16 protein-coding genes and 3 tRNA genes are annotated in these 15705 nt (G+C 60.5%); 8 read left to right on the top strand and 11 right to left on the bottom strand.

Going from position 1 to position 15705, the window contains the following annotated elements:
- Positions 1-83: 83 nt before the first annotated feature.
- The gene (locus tag K3752_RS07670; RefSeq protein WP_093961953.1) at positions 84-521 is read right to left on the bottom strand and encodes a CBS domain-containing protein; all 438 of its coding nucleotides are present in this window, start codon (positions 519-521) and stop codon (positions 84-86) included.
- 61 nt (positions 522-582) lie between these two features.
- On the bottom strand, positions 583-1485 hold the full coding sequence (locus K3752_RS07665) for a LysR family transcriptional regulator (RefSeq protein WP_260066273.1): 903 nt from the start codon (positions 1483-1485) through the stop codon (positions 583-585).
- 101 nt (positions 1486-1586) lie between these two features.
- On the opposite strand from K3752_RS07665, the gene K3752_RS07660 reads away from it, so the two are divergent.
- Positions 1587-3086 (top strand): CoA-acylating methylmalonate-semialdehyde dehydrogenase, encoded by a 1500-nt coding sequence (locus K3752_RS07660; RefSeq protein WP_260065965.1) that lies wholly within the window; start codon positions 1587-1589, stop codon positions 3084-3086.
- 28 nt (positions 3087-3114) lie between these two features.
- Here K3752_RS07660 and K3752_RS07655 read toward each other — a convergent pair whose 3' ends face one another.
- The gene (locus K3752_RS07655; protein ID WP_260066362.1) at positions 3115-3306 is read right to left on the bottom strand and encodes a hypothetical protein; all 192 of its coding nucleotides are present in this window, start codon (positions 3304-3306) and stop codon (positions 3115-3117) included.
- 1 nt (position 3307) lies between these two features.
- On the opposite strand from K3752_RS07655, the gene K3752_RS07650 reads away from it, so the two are divergent.
- Positions 3308-3904: a L,D-transpeptidase gene (locus K3752_RS07650; RefSeq protein ID WP_409233613.1), complete on the top strand. Its 597-nt coding sequence runs from the start codon at positions 3308-3310 to the stop codon at positions 3902-3904.
- A gap of 56 nt (positions 3905-3960) precedes the next feature.
- Here the strand turns inward: K3752_RS07650 and K3752_RS07645 are convergent, their stop codons facing one another.
- On the bottom strand, positions 3961-4437 hold the full coding sequence (locus K3752_RS07645) for a fasciclin domain-containing protein (RefSeq protein WP_170339366.1): 477 nt from the start codon (positions 4435-4437) through the stop codon (positions 3961-3963).
- A 75-nt stretch (positions 4438-4512) separates the two neighbouring features.
- On the bottom strand, positions 4513-5358 hold the full coding sequence (locus tag K3752_RS07640) for a class I SAM-dependent methyltransferase (RefSeq protein WP_260065963.1): 846 nt from the start codon (positions 5356-5358) through the stop codon (positions 4513-4515).
- Between the two features lie 143 nt (positions 5359-5501).
- Between K3752_RS07640 and K3752_RS07635 the strand changes: the two genes are divergently transcribed.
- The gene (locus K3752_RS07635; RefSeq protein WP_260065961.1) at positions 5502-6617 is read left to right on the top strand and encodes a carboxylate-amine ligase; all 1116 of its coding nucleotides are present in this window, start codon (positions 5502-5504) and stop codon (positions 6615-6617) included.
- Between the two features lie 3 nt (positions 6618-6620).
- Here the strand turns inward: K3752_RS07635 and K3752_RS07630 are convergent, their stop codons facing one another.
- Positions 6621-7478 carry a hypothetical protein gene (locus tag K3752_RS07630; protein ID WP_260065959.1) on the bottom strand — a complete coding sequence of 286 codons (858 nt, stop codon included), beginning with the start codon at positions 7476-7478 and terminating at the stop codon, positions 6621-6623.
- A gap of 174 nt (positions 7479-7652) precedes the next feature.
- Here K3752_RS07630 and K3752_RS07625 point away from each other — a divergent pair, with 174 nt between their 5' ends.
- The 4 genes from K3752_RS07625 to K3752_RS07610 all read left to right on the top strand — a co-directional run bounded on the left by K3752_RS07625 (position 7653) and on the right by K3752_RS07610 (position 11205).
- On the top strand, positions 7653-8795 hold the full coding sequence (locus tag K3752_RS07625; RefSeq protein WP_260065957.1) for an acyl-CoA dehydrogenase family protein: 1143 nt from the start codon (positions 7653-7655) through the stop codon (positions 8793-8795).
- 7 nt (positions 8796-8802) lie between these two features.
- A complete protein-coding gene (locus K3752_RS07620; protein WP_260065956.1) occupies positions 8803-9837 on the top strand; it encodes an enoyl-CoA hydratase/isomerase family protein in 1035 nt (344 codons plus the stop codon).
- A gap of 3 nt (positions 9838-9840) precedes the next feature.
- Positions 9841-10713: a 3-hydroxyisobutyrate dehydrogenase gene (gene mmsB / locus K3752_RS07615; protein WP_260065954.1), complete on the top strand. Its 873-nt coding sequence runs from the start codon at positions 9841-9843 to the stop codon at positions 10711-10713.
- Positions 10714-10815: 102 nt separating this feature from the next.
- Positions 10816-11205 carry a hypothetical protein gene (locus K3752_RS07610; RefSeq protein ID WP_170371138.1) on the top strand — a complete coding sequence of 130 codons (390 nt, stop codon included), beginning with the start codon at positions 10816-10818 and terminating at the stop codon, positions 11203-11205.
- Between the two features lie 12 nt (positions 11206-11217).
- Here K3752_RS07610 and uvrA read toward each other — a convergent pair whose 3' ends face one another.
- The 5 genes from uvrA to K3752_RS07585 form a co-directional block, all read right to left on the bottom strand.
- On the bottom strand, positions 11218-14076 hold the full coding sequence (gene uvrA, locus K3752_RS07605; RefSeq protein ID WP_260065951.1) for an excinuclease ABC subunit UvrA: 2859 nt from the start codon (positions 14074-14076) through the stop codon (positions 11218-11220).
- Between the two features lie 104 nt (positions 14077-14180).
- On the bottom strand, positions 14181-14750 hold the full coding sequence (locus K3752_RS07600; RefSeq protein ID WP_170363554.1) for a methyltransferase domain-containing protein: 570 nt from the start codon (positions 14748-14750) through the stop codon (positions 14181-14183).
- A gap of 92 nt (positions 14751-14842) precedes the next feature.
- Positions 14843-14919 (bottom strand) — tRNA-Asp (locus K3752_RS07595).
- Positions 14920-14969: 50 nt separating this feature from the next.
- A tRNA-Asp gene (locus K3752_RS07590) sits at positions 14970-15046 on the bottom strand.
- Between the two features lie 210 nt (positions 15047-15256).
- Entirely contained in the window at positions 15257-15391 is a 135-nt protein-coding gene (locus K3752_RS07585; protein WP_260065949.1) for a hypothetical protein, read from the bottom strand.
- Between the two features lie 211 nt (positions 15392-15602).
- On the opposite strand from K3752_RS07585, the gene K3752_RS07580 reads away from it, so the two are divergent.
- A tRNA-Val gene (locus K3752_RS07580) sits at positions 15603-15677 on the top strand.
- Positions 15678-15705 lie beyond the last annotated feature (28 nt).

The following is a 15705-nucleotide window of genomic DNA, read 5'->3' as shown; positions in this document are numbered from 1 at the left end:
CGCCCTCCTGAGCAAGAAAATTTCTGCGCAAGCAAACACAAGTTTTCCGCAGCTGCAAGAGGCCGCAATGTCGTCAAATGGGGCTAGTGCCCCATGATCATGCCCTGCAGGGCATCTTTTTCCATGGCCAGTTCGGACAATTGCGCTTTTACGACGTCGCCAAGAGTGACGATCCCAATCAGTTTGCCATCTTCGACAATCGGCATGTGGCGGAACCGACCTTCGGTCATACGAGCGAGTACGTCCTGCACCTTGTCCTGTTGAGTCGCGGTCACCAGTTTCTTGGTCATGTAGGCGCTTACCGGCTGTGTCAGGCACCCGCTGCCACTGGCGGCCAATTCCCGCACGATATCGCGTTCCGAGAGGATGCCGGCTGCGGTTTCGCCATCGTCCTCAGATACGATCACCGTACCAATGCGCTTATCGGCCAGAATCTTTGCCGCGTCGGACACGGTCATCGAAGGCGCCACCGTCACAACCCCGTCTGTCGACTTGGACTTCAGAATGGCCTGTACAAGCATGGGCAATACCTCCGAAATAATTTTCCCGTTTTCCAAAGCGTTGCCCGATTAGATCAACCTGTCAAGCTTGGGCTTCGGCTTCCAGCCGCGCAACTTCGTCGCGAATTCCCCGGCTGAGCGCTTCTGCAAATCGGTTCAACCGTTCGTTGCGTTGATCACCCTGATGGCGAACCAGGTGAAAGCTGCGCGTCAGACTGACTTGATCCGTCAGAATTTTTTTCAGCTGAGGATGGAATGGCAACGTGAAGTCATGCGCGATACATACCCCGGTACCCAGCGAAGCTTGCCGCAACTGCACCGAGACCGAGTTCGATGCAAGTGGGACACGATCAATACCCAGATCGTTGAGGTAATCGAGCTCGCGGTCGAAGATCATGTCCGGGATATAACCGATCATGCGGTGGCCCTTCAGGTCACCGACCGAGCGAATGGGAACATGCCGCGAAAGATAGTCGGCTGTTGCCACCATATGCAGCTTGTAGTCGCTGATCTTTTGCACCAGCAGCTTGCCGGCCGTTGGGGCGCTGACGGTGATAGCCATATCCGCCTCGCGGCGCGACAGGTTGATGATCCGCGGCAAGGCCAGGATCTGTATGTCCAGGTCGGGATTCGAGTCGCTGATTTTGGCGCAGACTTGTGGCAGCAGATAGTTGGCGCTTCCGTCCGGAGCACCAATCCGGATTTGACCACTCAGCGACTTGGTCGCGCCTTCCATCGCGCCAGCCGCTGCGCGCATCGCCTCCTCAGCGCCTTGAGCGTGCTCGAACAGTCGCTCTCCGGCGGAGGTCAGTACGTAGCCCTGCGGTGACTTCGTGAAAAGCGGCGCTTTCAGTGCTGCTTCCAACCGGGAAACCCGCCGCCCCACTGTCGCCGGGTCGATCTTTAATAACCGCCCGGCCGAAGACAGGCTTTCCTCGCGCGCAACCGCCAGGAATACGCGCATGTCATCCCAGTTCGGATCCATCCCCACCCCTGCATTTTTGCAAAACTCTTTTGGGATATTGCCTCTGTTCATGAGATTTATGCAAGCCTATGCTGCGCGCAAATTCAGCGGAGGAGTTTGCGATGCAAGACCTGACCCATTTCATCAACGGCGAATACACGCCCGGGACATCCGGTCGATTTGACGACGTCTACAACCCCGCCACGGGCGAGGTTCAGTACAAATGCCCGATGGCCAGCGCTGCCGAGACGACGGCAGCAATCGAACACGCCGCTGCAGCCCAGCCCGCATGGGGCGCGACCAACCCGCAAAAGCGCGCCCGCGTGATGATGCAGATGGTCCACCTGATGCATCGCGACATGGAAAAGCTGGCCGAAGCGCTGAGCCGCGAGCACGGCAAGACCCTGCCCGACGCCAAAGGCGACCTGCAGCGCGGGCTCGAGGTGATCGAATACTGCATCGGCGCCCCGCAGATGCTGAAGGGTGAATTCACCGACAGCGCCGGCCCCGGCATCGACATGTATTCCATGCGCCAGCCGCTGGGCGTTGTCGCCGCCATCATGCCGTTCAACTTCCCGGCCATGATGCCCTTGTGGCATGTCGGCCCTGCACTGGCCTGCGGCAACGCGGTGTTGCTGAAGCCCTCGGAACGTGACCCATCGGTACCGCTGATGCTGGCCGAACTGTTCGTCGAGGCCGGTCTGCCCAAAGGTGTGTTCCAAGTCGTCAACGGCGACAAGGAAGCCGTGGACACCCTGCTGGACAGCGAGATCATTCAGGGTGTGTCCTTCGTCGGCTCGACCCCCATCGCGCAGTACATCTATTCGCGCGCCACGGCGAACGGCAAACGCGCCCAGTGTTTTGGCGGGGCCAAGAACCACATGATCGTCATGCCCGACGCCGATCTGGATCAGGCCGCCGACGCACTGGTGGGCGCCGGTTTCGGCGCCGCCGGTGAACGCTGCATGGCCGTTTCGGTGGCCGTTCCGGTGGGCGAGGAAACCGCTGACGCGCTGATCGAGAAGCTGGTGCCGCGCATCGAGAAGCTTAAAGTCGGTCCCTATACCGCCGGCGACGACGTCGACATGGGGCCAGTCGTGACCGCCGCCGCCAAGGAACGCATCTTGGGCCTGATTAACTCGGGCGTGGAACAGGGCGCGAAGCTGGTGGTCGACAACCGCGATTTCAAACTGCAGGGCTATGAAGACGGTTTCTTTGTCGGCCCCCACCTGTTCGACCATGTCACCCCCGACATGGATATCTACAAGCAGGAGATCTTCGGCCCCGTTCTGTCCACCGTCCGCGCCGGATCTTACGAAGAGGCGCTGAAGCTGGCGATGGACCATGAATACGGCAACGGCACCGCGATCTTCACCCGCGACGGCGACACAGCCCGTGATTTCGCCAGCCGGGTCAATATTGGCATGGTTGGTATCAACGTCCCGATCCCGGTGCCGCTGGCCTATCACACCTTCGGCGGCTGGAAGAAATCCATGTTCGGAGACCTGAACCAGCACGGCCCCGACAGCTTCAAGTTCTACACCCGCACCAAGACCGTTACGTCGCGCTGGCCGTCGGGCATCAAAGAAGGTGGCGAGTTCAACTTCAAAGCGATGGATTGACAAACTGATTTTAAGAACAAAGGCTGCCCTAAATTGGGGCGGCCTTTTTGTCCGCAGGCAAACCCAATTCGCCAACCGTCACCTTGTGCACCTTCTGCTTGGCAAAAAACTGCGCAAGCCGGACTGCGTTCACGAGAATTTCAGCACCGACCTCTGGCTTCACCTCTCTGCCCGGCATAAATTGGCCGAAAATTCGAGCAGTCAGTCGCCAGGAGGCCATCGTGACAACCAGAATTTCCCGCCGCTCGGCCCTTTTGGGGGTAGCATCCGTATTGGCGTCGCCGACCTTGTTGCGGGCGCAGAGCCAGGACGCCTTCCCTCAAAGCGAGGAGGCGATCAGCACTCAGCTTCCCGTTCGCCGCAACGTATCGTCCTTTTCCAAGCAGGACTGGCAGGATCACTTCGATGAACTGGGCGTGGGCTGCTTGCTGGCTGACATAACCAGCCGGGCGGTGCATTACTGGGGTCCTGACGGTACCTACAAACTGTACCCCAGCTCGGTTCCCATGAGCGAAGAGCTGACCAAACGCGGCTACACCGAAGTCGTGCGCAAAGCGGAAAATCCCAGCTGGACGCCGACCGCATCGATGCGCGAGCGCGATCCCAACCTGCCGATCCGCATGGAAGGTGGAGATCCGGGCAACCCACTTGGCACCCGCGCCATGTACCTGTCCTGGCCGGCTTACCTGGTGCATGGCACACATGACACCCGCAAGATCGGACGCCAAAGTTCATCCGGGTGCATCGGGTTGTACAACCAGCATGTCGAGGAACTGTATCCTCTGGTCCAGATCGGAACAAAAGTCAGACTGCTTTGAAACGACAAAGCCCCGGCCGAGCGACCGGGGCTTTGATTTTGTGGCGAGTGGCTTGATTACTCGGGGATCAGAACAGTGTCGACGACGTGGATGACGCCGTTGCTTGCCTCGATGTCGGCCTGAACGACATTCGCTCCGTCGACCTTGACGCCGTTCTTGGCATTGACGCTCAGACGTTCGCCCTGAACGGTCAGAACCTTGGCCCGCTTACCAGCGATGTCACCCGACATCACTTTAGCTGGCACAACGTGATAGGTCAGGATGGCGACCAACTGATCCTTGTTTTCGGGCATCAGCAGCGTCTCGACAGTGCCCTCGGGCAGAGCGGCGAACGCTTCATCGGTGGGCGCGAACACCGTGAAGGGGCCTTTGCCCTTCAGCGTGTCCACCAGACCGGCGGCCTGAACAGCGGCAACCAGCGTGTTGAACGACCCGGCCGAAACTGCGGTGTCCACGATGTCTGCGGCTTGGGCTTTCATCGGCAGTGCGAGTGCGACAGCGGCTGCGGCACCCATGAATGTACGACGGAACATGTTTAGTCTCCTCTCCAGCGTGATATGGAAAGGGGTACGCGCGCTTTCAAAAAGCGGATCACGAAAAAATCTGCTTTACCGCTTCTGAACCCAGATACTCTGCGCTCGGCCTTCTGTCAGAAAGGGCAAGGCTTCGACGGCATCGGGACGCGCCTGCTGAAGGTAGTAGCCGGGCCAAAGCATTGAAAACGAACCAGATTGCAGCAACGCGTGCAGCATGTACTGCTCGCCCCAACCCGGGCAGTCATAGAAAAACCGCTTGGGGTATTCATAGGGCAAAAAAACATCGTGGACATGGATCACGACGCCCGGTTTCAGGTTCGGAATGATGCGGCAGAACAGATGCGCTACGTCATTGCTCATGCGCACGACATGGCTCGAGTCGATGAACAGAACGTCTCCGGCCTCGAGCTGATCGAACACGGATGCGTCGACTTCTTCCAGTCGTTTCTGTTCGAATTGATCAACAACATGCGCGATGTCTGCGCGCGGATACGGGTCGATCGCCGTGATCCGCGTTTCCAAGCCGCCGTCTAGAATGGCTTGCCGGGTCACTCGGGTGGAGTTTCCACATCCGACCTCGACGACGCGTTTCGGCTTGAACCGCCGGATCATCAAGTACAGAGCGTCGGCGTCCGGACTGTCGTAGTACCCGTTGCCGATCCGGTAGCCGGTCTGGTTCCGCTCAGGATCTTTCAAGGCAGCCAGTGCTTCGGCATGGACCGTATACTCGGCGACCAGTTCGGCAATATCGAACCCTTCCATCCCGGGTGACAGGGCATAGGCCGGTCGGGTCAGGCCGCCTGCCCGCTCGAATGCTTCAAGCCGTGCCCGCTCATCCCGCTCGGGTGCCTTGTCGATCAACCGTGTGCCGAACCTGTCCAAAAATGCATTGAGCTTCGGGAATTTCCTGGGTTTCACGACACACGGCTCCGATTATCTGTCTGGCTTCTGCGGTGCTTACCGTTGGCGCACGGGTCAGCGCAAGGTCGATGGCGCCAAAGCCTTGGCAAAAGAGCGGATTCCGTATTCACTGATCCCAAAAGGGAACGGGAGGCCCGCACATGCAGCAGGATTTCACGATCGGCATCGAAGAGGAATACCTGCTTGTCGATCGCGACAGCTTGCAACTGGCGCAGGCGCCCGAGGCATTGATGCAGGCCTGCCAGGCGGATTTTGAGGGTCAGGTCAGCCCGGAATTCCTGCAATGCCAGATCGAGGTTGGAACCCGCCCGCATACGACGGTCAAATCCGCACGTGAGGACCTCAGGCGGCTGCGGTCCTGTGTCGCCAAGCGCGCCGCCGAGCACAACCTGTCGCCCATCGCTGTATCCTGCCACCCGTTTGCGGATTGGAAAGACCAGCACCACACGCGAAAAGAGCGGTATGACAACCTGCAACACGCGCTGGGGGGTGTCGCCCGGCGCATGCTGATCTGCGGGATGCATGTGCATGTCGGCGTGGACGATCCCGCGCAGCGCGCCGATGTCCTGCCGCAACTGTGTTATTTTCTGCCCCACCTCCTGGCGCTTTCAACCTCATCACCATTCTGGAACGGACAGGATACCGGGTTGTCCTCGTATCGCCTGACGGTGTTCGACAACCTGCCCCGCACCGGCCTGCCCCCTGTTTTTGGCAGCTGGTCCGAATACGAGCGCACCACCGGTGTCCTGGTCGAATTGGGCGTAATCGAGGATACCTCGAAAATCTGGTGGGACCTTCGACCGTCGCACAGCTATCCGACGCTCGAGACGCGGATCATGGATGTGCAGCCTCGCATGGAACACGCGCTGTCGCTGGCGGCCATGGTGCAGGCACTGACCCGAATGCTCTGCCGTCTGAAAGACCGCAACCTGCGCTGGCGGCAATATGATCGGTTCCTGATCGGCGAAAACCGTTGGCGCGCGCAGCGCTACGGCGTGGGCGAAGGTCTGATCGACTTCGGAGACCGCTCGATCAAACCGATGCCCGACCTGATGGGCGAGTTGATGGGTATGCTGGCCGAAGATGCCGAAGCATTGGGCACCATGGCCGAGTTGGCCCGTTTGCGTCAGATCGCCGAGAGCGGTACCTCAGCTACGCGACAGCGTCGCGTTCACGCCGAAGCACTGGCCAATGGCGACGATCCGGGCCAGGCCGTGGTCCGGCACCTGATTGACGAATTCCACGCAGATCTGTGACGCTCATACCGCATTCAGGATCTGCCTGATCCGGTCGGCCACGGGCTCGTACAGGCTGCGGGCTTTCCAATACCCATTGTGCGAAAACGGATTCCATCCGGTGAAGATATTCCCGACCCGAATAGCCTGATCGGTGATCTCACCCGTCCCGACAAGCCGCCCATAGCTGGGCGCGATCGGTCCGAGGGGAAAGCCAAGAACGTCGTGCTTGTCATAATAGTTCTGCCACCAGTTATGGAATTGCAGGGTCAGTGGCAATTCCTGGTTGGGGCGTTGGATCGGCGTGATGTCCTGTTCGGGATAGGCGAACAGAAAGATCGGGATGTTGCAGCCAAACGTGACCATCCCGACTACTGTCTGCATGTCCTCCACCGGAACGCCATGCTGCGGCAATCCACCGTGGCGCAGATGGCGCTGAAGGTCATAGATGTAGTTCGACATAATGTGCCCACCCAAGGAATGAGCGACGATCAGGATGGGCGCGCGCTCGCCGATCTGAAACCGGACGATGCGTATCACCTGCGCAACTCGTTCATGGATCGCGGCATAGGTTTTGTCGCTGCCGTCGGGGGTCGGGCGATAGGATGCCGCGTCAGACAGGTTACACACAACGAAACGGCGCGTTCGGTCATAGCCCGTATAGGGGCTTATGCTGTTCAGATAGTCCATCTGCCGGCCCTGCAGGATTTGCGCCCAGATCACCTCGTGCCAGGCAACCTTGCTCATGTCCTGGCCCAACTGCCGCCCCACCCGGTCGTGCAAGTCGCTCGAAAACGTCGGCACCGAGGACGGCTGGTTCGGTCCGACCGACTGGCTGCCCATTCCGTGTATCGCAACCACGGCCATCTTGTAATTCGACATCCACAACTCCGATCAATCACTAAAACGAATGGCTCAGCATAACCGCCTTTTGGCAATCGCCCAAATCCGGCGCATGTGCATCACGGGGTTTGCTCCGCGTGAAAAATTTCTGTAAGGGTTGCGCAATAAATAAACAGTCGTTCAATTCACGTCGCCACAAGGGGGAGACCGGCCATGGATTTCACGCTGACAGAGGAACAGACGGCCATTTTCGATATGGCCTACGGGTTCGGGCAAGAACAGATCGCACCTTTCGCCCGCCAGTGGGAGGCCGAGGGCACCATCCCCAAGGATCTGTGGCCCAAGGTCGGCGAGCTGGGCTTCGGCGGGCTGTACGTGTCCGAGGACAGCGGCGGCTCGGGCTTGACCCGTCTGGACGCCACGCTGGTGTTCGAGGCGCTGTCGATGGCCTGCCCCTCGGTCGCGGCCTTTTTGTCGATCCACAACATGTGCGCCAAGATGCTGGACAGCTTTGCCAGCGATGAACTGAAATCGCGCATCATGCCCGACGTTCTCAGCCTGAACACGGTGCTCAGCTATTGTCTGACCGAACCGGGCTCGGGCTCGGACGCGGCGGCGCTCAAGACGCGGGCCGAACGCACCAACGAAGGCTATACACTGAACGGAACCAAGGCCTTCATCTCGGGCGGCGGCTATTCCGATGCCTATGTCTGCATGGTCCGCACAGGCGGCGACGGCCCCAAAGGGATCTCGACCGTCTATGTCGAGGACGGCACACCAGGCCTCAGCTTTGGGGCGCTGGAACAGAAGATGGGCTGGAAAAGCCAGCCCACCGCGCAGGTCCAGTTCGACGACTGCAAGATCCCGGCCGAGAACCTTGTCGGGACCGAGGGCGACGGGTTCAAATACGCGATGATGGGCCTGGACGGCGGGCGCCTGAACATCGCCTCATGCTCGCTGGGCGCGGCGCAGGCGGGGCTGGACATGACGCTGCAATACATGTCCGAACGCAAGGCCTTCGGTCAGACAATCGATCAGTTCCAGGCCCTGCAGTTCCGGCTTGCGGACATGGAGATTGAACTGCAAGCGGCCCGCACCTTCCTGCGTCAGGCGGCATGGAAGCTGGATCAGGGCGCGCCCGACGCCACCAAATTCTGCGCGATGGCCAAAAAATTCGTGACCGAGACCGGATCGAAAGTGGTCGATCAGTGCCTGCAGCTGCACGGCGGCTACGGCTATCTGGCCGATTACGGCATCGAAAAGCTTGTGCGCGATCTGCGGGTGCATCAAATTCTGGAAGGCACGAACGAGATAATGCGCGTGATCGTCGCCCGCCAACTGCTCGCCCATCGCTGAGGTTTTCATGTCCGATATCGACATTCGCACCACGGGCCGCGCCGGCCGGATCACCCTGACCCGGCCCAAGGCCGTGAATGCGCTGAGCTATGAGATGTGCATGGCCATCGACACCGCCCTGCGTAACTGGCGCGAGGATGACGAGGTCGATCTGGTCATCCTTGATGCCGAGGGCGAAAAGGCCTTTTGCGCGGGCGGAGACATCGTCGAGTTGTACGCAACGGGCACCAAGGGCGACTATGCCTATGGGCAGAAGTTCTGGCGCGATGAATACCGCCTGAACGCGATGATCTTCGAGTATCCCAAGCCGGTGGTCAGCTTCCTGCAGGGCTTTACCATGGGCGGCGGCGTGGGCATCGGCTGTCACGGGACGCACCGGATCGTCGGCGAAAGCTCGAAGATCGCGATGCCCGAATGTTCGATCGGGCTGGTGCCGGATGTGGGTGGGTCGCTGCTGCTGGCGCTGGCGCCGGGGCGGCTGGGCGAATATCTGGGCGTCACCGGCGCGCGCATGGGTCCGGGCGACGCGATCTATGCCGGGTTCGCCGACCACTTCATCCCGCAGGAGCAATGGCCCGATATGATCGAGATGCTCGAGGCCTCGGGCCAAGCCGACCTGCTGGCCGAACACGCCGCCCCTGCCCCGGACCGCACCTTGCCGCAGGACGACATCGACCGTTTCTTCGGTGGGGAAACCCTGGGCGACGTGCTGACCGACCTGCGCAATGGCGACACCGAATTCACCCGCGGAGCGCTTGAGGCGATGGGCCGCAATTCGCCGCTGTCCATGGCCTGCACGATCGAGATGCTGCACCGCCTGCGCGGCCCCGCCCTGACCATGCGCAAGGCGCTGGAGCTGGAATACCGCTTTACCTTCCGATCGATGGAGCACGGCGATTTTCTCGAGGGCATCCGGGCGCAGATCATCGACAAGGACCGCAACCCGAAATGGCAGTTTGCGGACATGAACGTGCCGGCCACGGCGGTATCACGGATGCTGATGCCGCTGGGCGCGGACACGCTGACATTCGAGGAGGAGTGAAACATGAAGATCGGATTCATTGGCCTGGGCAACATGGGCGCGCCGATGGCGGCCAATCTGGCCAAGACCGGTCACGACGTGACCGGGTTCGACACCGCGGGCGTGTCGGTCGAGGGCGTGACCAAGGCCGAAACGGCCACTGATGCGGTCCGTGGCGCCGAGGCGGTCATCACCATGCTGCCCAATGGCGACATTCTGCGCGCGGTGGCCGATCAGATCATTCCGCACATGGAGAAAGGCGCGGTGTTCATCGACTGTTCGACCGTCGATGTGGACAGCGCCCGCGCCGTAGCGGAGCAGGCCGAACAGGCCGGGCTTCTGGCCGTGGACGCGCCGGTTTCGGGCGGAATCGGTGGCGCGGCCGCGGGCACGCTGACCTTCATGGCCGGCGGCTCGGACACGGCCTTTGCCAAGGCGGCCCCGCTGTTCGACATCATGGGCCAGAAGGCGGTGCATTGCGGCGCGGCGGGCGCCGGTCAGGCCGCCAAGATCTGCAACAACATGATCCTGGGTGTCACCATGATCGCCACTTGCGAGGCCTTTGCCTTGGCCGACAAGCTCGGTCTGGACCGGCAGAAGATGTTCGACGTGGTCAGCACCTCGTCGGGCTACAGCTGGAGCATGAACGCCTATTGCCCCGCCCCCGGTGTCGGGCCGCAGTCACCTGCGGACAACGGCTACAAGCCCGGTTTCGCTGCCGAGCTGATGCTCAAGGACCTGCGGCTCAGCCAGCAGGCCGCCGAAAGCGCCGACGCCGACACGCCGATGGGCCAGATCGCCACTGCGCTGTACGAACAGTTCGTCGAAGCCGAAGACGGCAAGGGAATGGATTTCTCGGCCATGCTGCCCCGGTTCGAAAAGCGCGGCCGCAGCTGAGCTTGGGCGGCATTTCGCCGCCCAGGGCTTGCACTTCGGGCGGTCATTCCAAAATATCGGGAAACGCGGCATGACGGCGCGACGAACCGAGGGGAACCGCCCATGAAGACACTTATGCATATTGCACTGCTTGCCGGCCTGTCACTGACCCCGGTCGCGACACTGGCTGACAACAGCAAAGGCAAAGGAAAGACCAAGGACACGTTCTCGGTCGAACGTGTGGCCCCGCAGAAGGGCGCAAAATCCGTTGCCAATTGCCCGCCCGGGTTAGCCAAGAAGGCCGTGCCCTGCGTCCCGCCCGGTCAGGCCAAGAACTGGTACAAGGTCGGAGACCGGATTGATCGCGACTATGTCTGGATCGACGATCCGTACCGCTATGGCCTGAAACGTGGCGGCAACTACGTTCGCGCGGGCGACTACGTCTACAGAATCGACCCCGATACGCGCAAAGTGCTGAACCTTATCGGCGCGGTGGCGGATATTCTGTACTGACGCGCAGGCAGCCTATTCGGCCGCCACGCGTTCGGGGTTCAGCATCGGCTTGAGGTATCGCCCGGTGTGGCTGCGCTCGCATTCGGCGACCTCTTCCGGGGCGCCCACGGCAACGATCTCGCCGCCGCCATCGCCACCCTCAGGGCCGATGTCGATGATCCAGTCGGCGGTTTTCACCACGTCCAGATTGTGTTCGATCACGACGACAGTATTGCCCTGATCGACCAGTTCATGCAGCACTTCCAACAGCTTGCGCACATCTTCGAAATGCAGGCCGGTTGTGGGCTCGTCCAGAATGTACAGGGTCCGGCCCGTCGAACGTTTTGCCAGCTCTTTCGAAAGCTTGACTCGCTGCGCCTCGCCGCCCGACAGGGTCGTTGCCTGCTGGCCGACCTTGATATAGCCCAGCCCGACCCGGGCCAGCGCATCCATCTTGTCGCGGATCGAGGGTACGGCCTTGAAGAACTCCTGCGCGTCTTCGACCGTCATATCCAGCACGTCGGCGATGGACTTGCCCTTGAACTTGATCTCGAGCGTCTCGCGGTTGTAACGCGCGCCCTTGCAGGTCTCGCAGGTGACATAGACGTCGGGCAGGAAATGCATCTCGATCTTGATGACTCCGTCGCCCTGACAGGCCTCGCAGCGCCCGCCCTTGACGTTGAAACTGAACCGCCCGGGCTTGTAGCCCCGCGCCTTCGCCTCGGGCAGACCGGCGAACCAGTCGCGGATCGGGGTGAAGGCGCCGGTATATGTGGCCGGGTTCGACCGTGGCGTGCGCCCGATGGGCCGCTGGTCGATGTCGATCACCTTGTCCAGATGTTCCAGCCCCTTGATCGTTTCGCAGGGCGCAGGCGTCTGACGCGCACCATTCAGACGCATCGAGGCGGTCTTGAACAGCGTCTCGATCGTCAGGGTCGACTTGCCGCCGCCCGACACCCCGGTCACGCAGACGAACTTGCCCAGCGGAAACTCGGCCGTCACGTCTTTGAGGTTGTTGCCCGAAGCCTTTACAACCGTTACCTTTTTCTTGTTCCCCTTGCGCCGCTCGGCGGGCACCGGAATTTCCCGAACCCCCGACAGATACTGCCCTGTAATCGAGGCCGCATCGGCCGCGATCTGCTCGGGCGTGCCGTGGCTGACCACCTGCCCGCCATGCACGCCGGCACCGGGGCCGATGTCGAACACATAGTCGGCTTCGCGGATGGCTTCCTCGTCATGCTCGACGACGATCACGGTGTTGCCCTGATCGCGCAGGTTCTTCAGCGTGCCCAAAAGGCGGTCATTGTCGCGCTGATGCAACCCGATCGAGGGTTCGTCCAGCACGTAAAGCACCCCGGTCAGGCCCGAGCCGATCTGGCTGGCCAGCCGGATGCGCTGGCTTTCGCCGCCTGACAGGGTACCACTTGAACGAGACAGCGTAAGGTATTCCAAACCAACGTTATTCAGAAACCCCAACCGCTCGCGGATCTCTTTCAGAATCGCGCGGGCAATTTCGTTTTTCTGGGCGCTCAGGTGGTCCGGCGCGTCCTCGACCCAGGCCAGAGCTTCCTTGATCGACATTTCGACCACTTGGCCGACATGCAGCCCGGCAATCTTGACGGCCAACGCCTCGGGGCGCAGGCGATAACCCTCGCAGGTGTGGCAGGGACGGTTGTTCTGATACCGCTCGAATTCCTCGCGGATCCACGCGCTGTCGGTTTCGCGATAGCGGCGCTCCATGTTCGGGATCACGCCTTCAAAGCTGCGGGTCACCTGATAGACACGTCCGCCCTCGTCATAGCGGAACTGGATTTCATCATCGCCCGAGCCATGCAGAAACACCTGCTGCACATGCGCCGGAAGGTCCTTCCACGGCGTGTTCTTGTCGAACTCATAGTGGCGCGCGATCGCCTCGATCGTCTGCAGGAAATAGGGCGACTTGCCCTTGCGCCACGGGGCAAGCGCGCCGTCATACAGTTTCAGCGTTTGATCGGGCACCACAAGCCGTTCGTCGAAAAACAGCTCGACCCCCAGCCCGTCGCAATCCGGGCAAGCCCCAAAGGGCGCGTTGAACGAAAACAGGCGCGGTTCGATCTCGGGGATGGTGAACCCACTGACCGGACAGGCAAAGTTCTCGGAGAACGTGATGCGCTCGGGCTCGCCCTCGCGCGGGGCAGTCTCCAGTATCGCGATACCATCGGCCAGGTCCAGCGCGGTGCGCAGGCTGTCGGCCAGGCGAGTCTCCATCCCCTCGCGCACGACGATCCGGTCGACGACCACGTCGATGTCATGGCGGAACTTCTTGTCCAGCGTCGGCGGCTCGTCCAGTTCGTAGAACTGACCATCGACCTTGACACGCTGGAACCCCTGCTTGCGCAGTTCCAGAAACTCTTTCTTGTACTCACCCTTGCGGTCGCGAACGATGGGCGCCAGCAGATAGCCTCGGGTGCCCTCCTCCATCGCCATGATCCGATCGACCATGTCCTGAACCTGCTGGGCTTCGATCGGCAAACCGGTGGCGGGGCTGTAGGGCGTGCCTGCGCGCGCGAACAGCAGGCGCAGATAATCATAGATCTCGGTAACCGTTCCCACGGTCGAACGCGGGTTCTTCGACGTGGTCTTCTGCTCGATCGAGATCGCCGGGGACAGGCCGCTGATGTGATCCACATCGGGCTTTTCCATCATGTCCAGAAACTGGCGCGCATAGGCCGACAGGCTTTCGACATAACGGCGCTGGCCCTCGGCATAGATCGTGTCGAACGCCAAGGACGACTTGCCTGAACCGGACAGCCCCGTGACGACAACCAGCTGATCGCGCGGAATGTCCACGTCGATGTTTTTCAGGTTGTGCTCGCGCGCACCGCGCACCTCGATATTCTTCAGCTCAGGCATCCAGGCCCCCAACACACAAGTGTCCTAGAGATAGGCGAGCGACGCTGAGTCTCCAACCGAAAAGTTAGAACAAAGTGGGAACGAGCAGATTTTCTCCGCTTGGGTCACCCGTCTTCGGGCTTTCGCGCCATGGCCCAGGCACAGATCGGAAAATCCGGGTCGTTTTCCAGGCTGTCGGTTTCAGGGTCATAGACAGGCGGCCAGACCGGTTCGAGGTTCCGCAAACCCGCCTGACGGTTGCCCCATTGCGCAGCCTGAATACTTTCCGGATCAAAGCCACATTCGGTCAGCAGGTTGCGCAATCCCCGCGCCGACCAGCGCGAACAGTCGTGCGGTGCGGCATGGAATGGGATGAAGAACGGCACGGCCAACCAAAACCACCCTCCCGGCCGCAGCATTTCGAGCACGTTCAGAGTGGCTTCATAGGGCCGGTCAAGATGTTCCCAGACCTGGTTGGCCAAGATCAGATCGAATTGTCGAACCTCCCCACGCTCATCCATCAGCGGGCCTTTGCAGATATCGTGCTGACGATGCCAGATCTGGGTATGGCTGCGAAACCCGAACTGCGTTCCCCATTTTCCCGAAATTTCGGCGCAATCCAGCGCCTCGGGTCCCAGACTCCCTATCCATTTCTTGCTTTGACGAACCATGACGACGCGGTTCAAGCTGACCATCGAAAACCCCGACTGCGTGCTACCTGCCGGGACCGATTGTCCAGAAAAGCAACCCTGTGTCCACAGGGAACGCAACGACTTTCAAGGAGAAGTGGCGCGGTTGACGGGGCTCGAACCCGCGACCCCCGGCGTGACAGGCCGGTACTCTAACCAACTGAGCTACAACCGCGCATTAGGGTCTATGTCGATCCGTTTGCCTGGATCAAAGGCTGGCAGCGATGGCGCGGTTGACGGGGCTCGAACCCGCGACCCCCGGCGTGACAGGCCGGTACTCTAACCAACTGAGCTACAACCGCCCGCTGCCCGTTCATTGCTGAACGTTGGGGTGTATTATGGCTACGCCCGGGCATCGTCAAGCGGCGTTTTCAAGTTTTTTGCACGAACCGGAAAATTTGTTCCCGAGCGCGTTTGGCATGCTCCTTTGGGATAGCGCCGGTGCGGAGACACCTTAACCCTTGGTTGCCATCGCCGAGCCGTCAAAAAACTTCGAACTCGCCAACGAAAAGTCAGACGGCAGATTCTACTGCTAACAATTGCCCTGCAAAATCCCCCTCGACACAAATCGCTTGGCTTTCATAGCCGTCCACGTTGCAGTCGTTTCCTAGTTCCGGGACGAATTCAGCGATCAGTGTCTGGTTCATACCAAGGCTTCATTTGTTTCGGTTTCAATCTGGCGCAGCTGGCTCGCTGCATTAACCGCATTTGGGCTGCGCCACTTGTTAGACGCTCAAAACTATCGGACAGGGAAAAAGCCCAGTCACAGGACCCAAACGGTCTTGTCCGGATATGGAAAAAAACCGCATGCCTCCCCTCTTGCAGCCGGATAGAAAGCACTGTAATACGGCGCCCTACGGGTGATTAGCTCAGTGGTAGAGCGCTTCGTTCACATCGAAGATGTCAGGAGTTCAAATCTCTTATCACCCACCATTCCCTCTCTTTTTCAACGCTTGAAACG

It is taken from the genome of Ruegeria sp. B32 (assembly GCF_025141855.1).
In the GTDB taxonomy this organism is placed as follows: domain Bacteria; phylum Pseudomonadota; class Alphaproteobacteria; order Rhodobacterales; family Rhodobacteraceae; genus Ruegeria; species Ruegeria arenilitoris.
This window is presented reverse-complemented; position numbering and strand designations above follow the sequence as displayed.

Excerpts from the sequence above, each read along its gene's own strand:
- K3752_RS07670 (WP_093961953.1), bottom strand. The coding sequence starts at position 521 with ATGCTTGTACAGGCCATTCTGAAGTCCAAGTCGACAGACGGGGTTGTG.
- K3752_RS07665 (WP_260066273.1), bottom strand. The coding sequence starts at position 1,485 with ATGGATCCGAACTGGGATGACATGCGCGTATTCCTGGCGGTTGCGCGC.
- K3752_RS07660 (WP_260065965.1), top strand. The coding sequence starts at position 1,587 with ATGCAAGACCTGACCCATTTCATCAACGGCGAATACACGCCCGGGACA.
- K3752_RS07655 (WP_260066362.1), bottom strand. The coding sequence starts at position 3,306 with ATGGCCTCCTGGCGACTGACTGCTCGAATTTTCGGCCAATTTATGCCG.
- K3752_RS07645 (WP_170339366.1), bottom strand. The coding sequence starts at position 4,437 with ATGTTCCGTCGTACATTCATGGGTGCCGCAGCCGCTGTCGCACTCGCA.
- K3752_RS07635 (WP_260065961.1), top strand. The coding sequence starts at position 5,502 with ATGCAGCAGGATTTCACGATCGGCATCGAAGAGGAATACCTGCTTGTC.
- K3752_RS07630 (WP_260065959.1), bottom strand. The coding sequence starts at position 7,478 with ATGTCGAATTACAAGATGGCCGTGGTTGCGATACACGGAATGGGCAGC.
- K3752_RS07625 (WP_260065957.1), top strand. The coding sequence starts at position 7,653 with ATGGATTTCACGCTGACAGAGGAACAGACGGCCATTTTCGATATGGCC.
- K3752_RS07620 (WP_260065956.1), top strand. The coding sequence starts at position 8,803 with ATGTCCGATATCGACATTCGCACCACGGGCCGCGCCGGCCGGATCACC.
- mmsB (WP_260065954.1), top strand. The coding sequence starts at position 9,841 with ATGAAGATCGGATTCATTGGCCTGGGCAACATGGGCGCGCCGATGGCG.
- K3752_RS07610 (WP_170371138.1), top strand. The coding sequence starts at position 10,816 with ATGAAGACACTTATGCATATTGCACTGCTTGCCGGCCTGTCACTGACC.
- uvrA (WP_260065951.1), bottom strand. The coding sequence starts at position 14,076 with ATGCCTGAGCTGAAGAATATCGAGGTGCGCGGTGCGCGCGAGCACAAC.
- K3752_RS07600 (WP_170363554.1), bottom strand. The coding sequence starts at position 14,750 with ATGGTCAGCTTGAACCGCGTCGTCATGGTTCGTCAAAGCAAGAAATGG.
- K3752_RS07585 (WP_260065949.1), bottom strand. The coding sequence starts at position 15,391 with ATGAACCAGACACTGATCGCTGAATTCGTCCCGGAACTAGGAAACGAC.